The organism is Candidatus Neomarinimicrobiota bacterium (assembly GCA_041862535.1).
Taxonomy (GTDB): Bacteria; Fidelibacterota; Marinisomatia; order SCGC-AAA003-L08; family TS1B11.
Genome location: JBGVTM010000219.1, coordinates 1 through 2630, shown reverse-complemented (window position 1 = coordinate 2630; position 2630 = coordinate 1). Strand labels below are relative to the sequence as shown.

Annotated in this window: 1 protein-coding gene; it reads left to right on the top strand. The window is 52.2% G+C overall.

Annotated features, from left to right (window positions below; translation table 11 throughout):
* Positions 1-43 precede the first annotated feature (43 nt).
* Positions 44-2630, top strand: a 2587-nt coding sequence (locus ACETWG_08060) for a M4 family metallopeptidase (GenBank protein MFB0516543.1), incomplete at its 3' end; no start/stop codon positions are given.

Here is a 2630-nt window from a genome sequence, read left to right as displayed (position 1 = left end):
CTCTCTCTTTGGCCTGAAGGATCAAGCCCGTGAGCTCACGGTTATGCGGAGCAAGACGGCTGACCGGGGCCGAGCCTTTGTCCGTTTCCAACAGATCTATTCCGGCATACCCATCCTGGGGGGAGAGCTCATCCTGCAGGTGAACTCCTTTAACAACATCCTCTCAGCAAATGGTGAGGTCTTACCCGACATCGATGTCGATACATCTCCCCAAGTGACCGCGGCAGAAGCCCAGGAAAAGGCTCTCCAGGTCGCTCTTAGGGAATACGGCCAGAAATACGCCATTGAAAGGGATTCCCTTAATGTCACCGACCCCGAGCTCTGGATCTATAACCCCACTCTCCTCGGACTGAATGTGAACATTACCCACCTGGTGTGGCGGATGGAAGTCCTCTCAAAAGACATGATTCCCCTACGGGAACTGGTTCTGATAGACGCCCACCTGGGCATGGTGGTCCTCCACTTCAACCAGGTCGAAACGGCCTTATACCGCGAGATCTACGACCACAACAATGTCCCGGGAAAGCCGCTGCCCGGTGATCCTGGGGATTTGATGCGAATCGAAGGTCAAGGGCTAACCGGCATTCCCGATGTCGATACCGCCTATGATTATGCGGGAGATACCTACGATTTCTACTTAAACAACCATGGCCGAGACAGCATCAACAACGCGGGAATGGACATTGTAGTAACCACGCGTTACTTTTCGGCTATCCCCAATGCTTATTGGGACGGCTCTAATCTTCAGATGATTTTTACTGAGGGGCTGCCTGCGGATGATATCGTTGCACACGAGTATACTCACGGCGTAACATATTATGAATCTAAACTTTTTTACTACATGCAATCAGGGGCCATTAATGAGGCCTCTTCTGATATCTGGGGAGAATTCGTCGATCTCACCAACGGACAGGGAAATGATGATCCCAGCGTCCGGTGGTTGCTCGGTGAAGATTCTTTACTTGGCGCTATTCGAGACATGAGAACTCCCTCGGCCTATAATCAGCCCGATAGGATGGCAAGTCCTCTTTATGACTGTGATCCATTGTTTTTAGACAACGGTGGGGTTCACACCAACAGCGGGGTGGCCAGCAAGGCGGCCTACTTGCTGACCGATGGGGATACCTTTAATGGCTACACCGTGGTCGGCCTGGGGATTGACAAGGTGGCGGACCTTTTCTATGAGGTCCAGACCAACCTCCTCACCTCGGCAAGCGACTACCAGGACCTATACGATGCCTTACTGCAGGCTGCCATCAATCTGGGATTCGATGCCTCTGATAGTCAGCAAGTACAGAATGCGGTGGACGCAACCGAGATGAACCAACAACCATCCTCATGCCCTGCTCCAGAAGCCCCGGTATGTGATGCCGACTTTCCCGTTAACCTCTTTTTCGATGACTTGGAAACCCCCAGCTACGGCAACTGGACCCATGGGGCGATTGTTGGGGTGGATGAATGGTACTATCCTCAGAATCCTAATCCCTATGATATTTTTGGTTGGGATCCCACTTATGCCACTAGTGGTCAGTATAACTTCTGGGGTTACGATCAATGGGATACTTCAGACATCTACATGGCGATGACTTTCGATCTATCGCTGCCGGCAGGTAGTTCACCGTACATACATTTCAACCATGCCTACCACTTTGAGAGTGATGGCGCTGGAGATTATGATGCTGGGGTGATCGAATATAGCACCGATGGAGGAACCAGTTGGATTGACGCGGGTGCGCTCATTATAGACAATGGATACACTGGGACTATCAGTGATCTCTATGGAAATCCTCTGGGAGGCAGGGAAGCATTTTGCGGAAGGAGCAATGGGTACATTTCCACACGCCTTGATCTGAGCACGCTGGCAGGCCAACCCGTTCGCTTCCGCTTTCGGATTGGTACAGACTCTGCTCTCGACGCATTTGGCTGGTTCATCGACGACATTCGTATCTATACTTGTGGGAGTACTCCTGGGAGTACTCCATTGCGCCCGACAAACCTCACAGCCACAGCGGTATCCAGCAACCAGGTAGACCTCTCGTGGACCGATAATTCGGCCGATGAGGATGGGCTCAGAATCGAGAGGAAGACAAGCAGCGCCGGATCGTTTAGCCAAATTGCAACTGTGGCCGCTGATACCACTTCTTATAGCGATACGAGCGTAACCCTGGGACAATCTTACTACTACTGCTACAGGGTGAGGGCTTATAATGCCAATGGAGACTCCGGCTACAGCAATGAGGCAACGGTTTCCAGCGCTCCATTCCAATCTTTTGACTCGGGAAAAACCGATGGCAGTCCTGATTCCCCCTGCTTTATCGCCACGGCGGCTTACGGCTCGCCGTATAGCGACAACGTTGATCTCCTCCGCGGCTTCCGGGATAGATACCTCATGGCTCATTCCATCGGCAAGAAATGGGTCTCCCTCTACTATCGATACAGTCCTCCCGTGGCACGACTCATAGCGCATCACCCCGCAATGAAAAGGGGGGTTCGCCTGATCCTCTTCCCCTTTGTTGCCATCAGCGCCGGGATGATTCAAACGTCTACCTTTCAGAAGGGTCTTATCTTCTGTTTCATCGTAGGTTTCCCGTTGGGGATGGCCTTGCTGTGCAAAGGGCGTAAAGCCGATA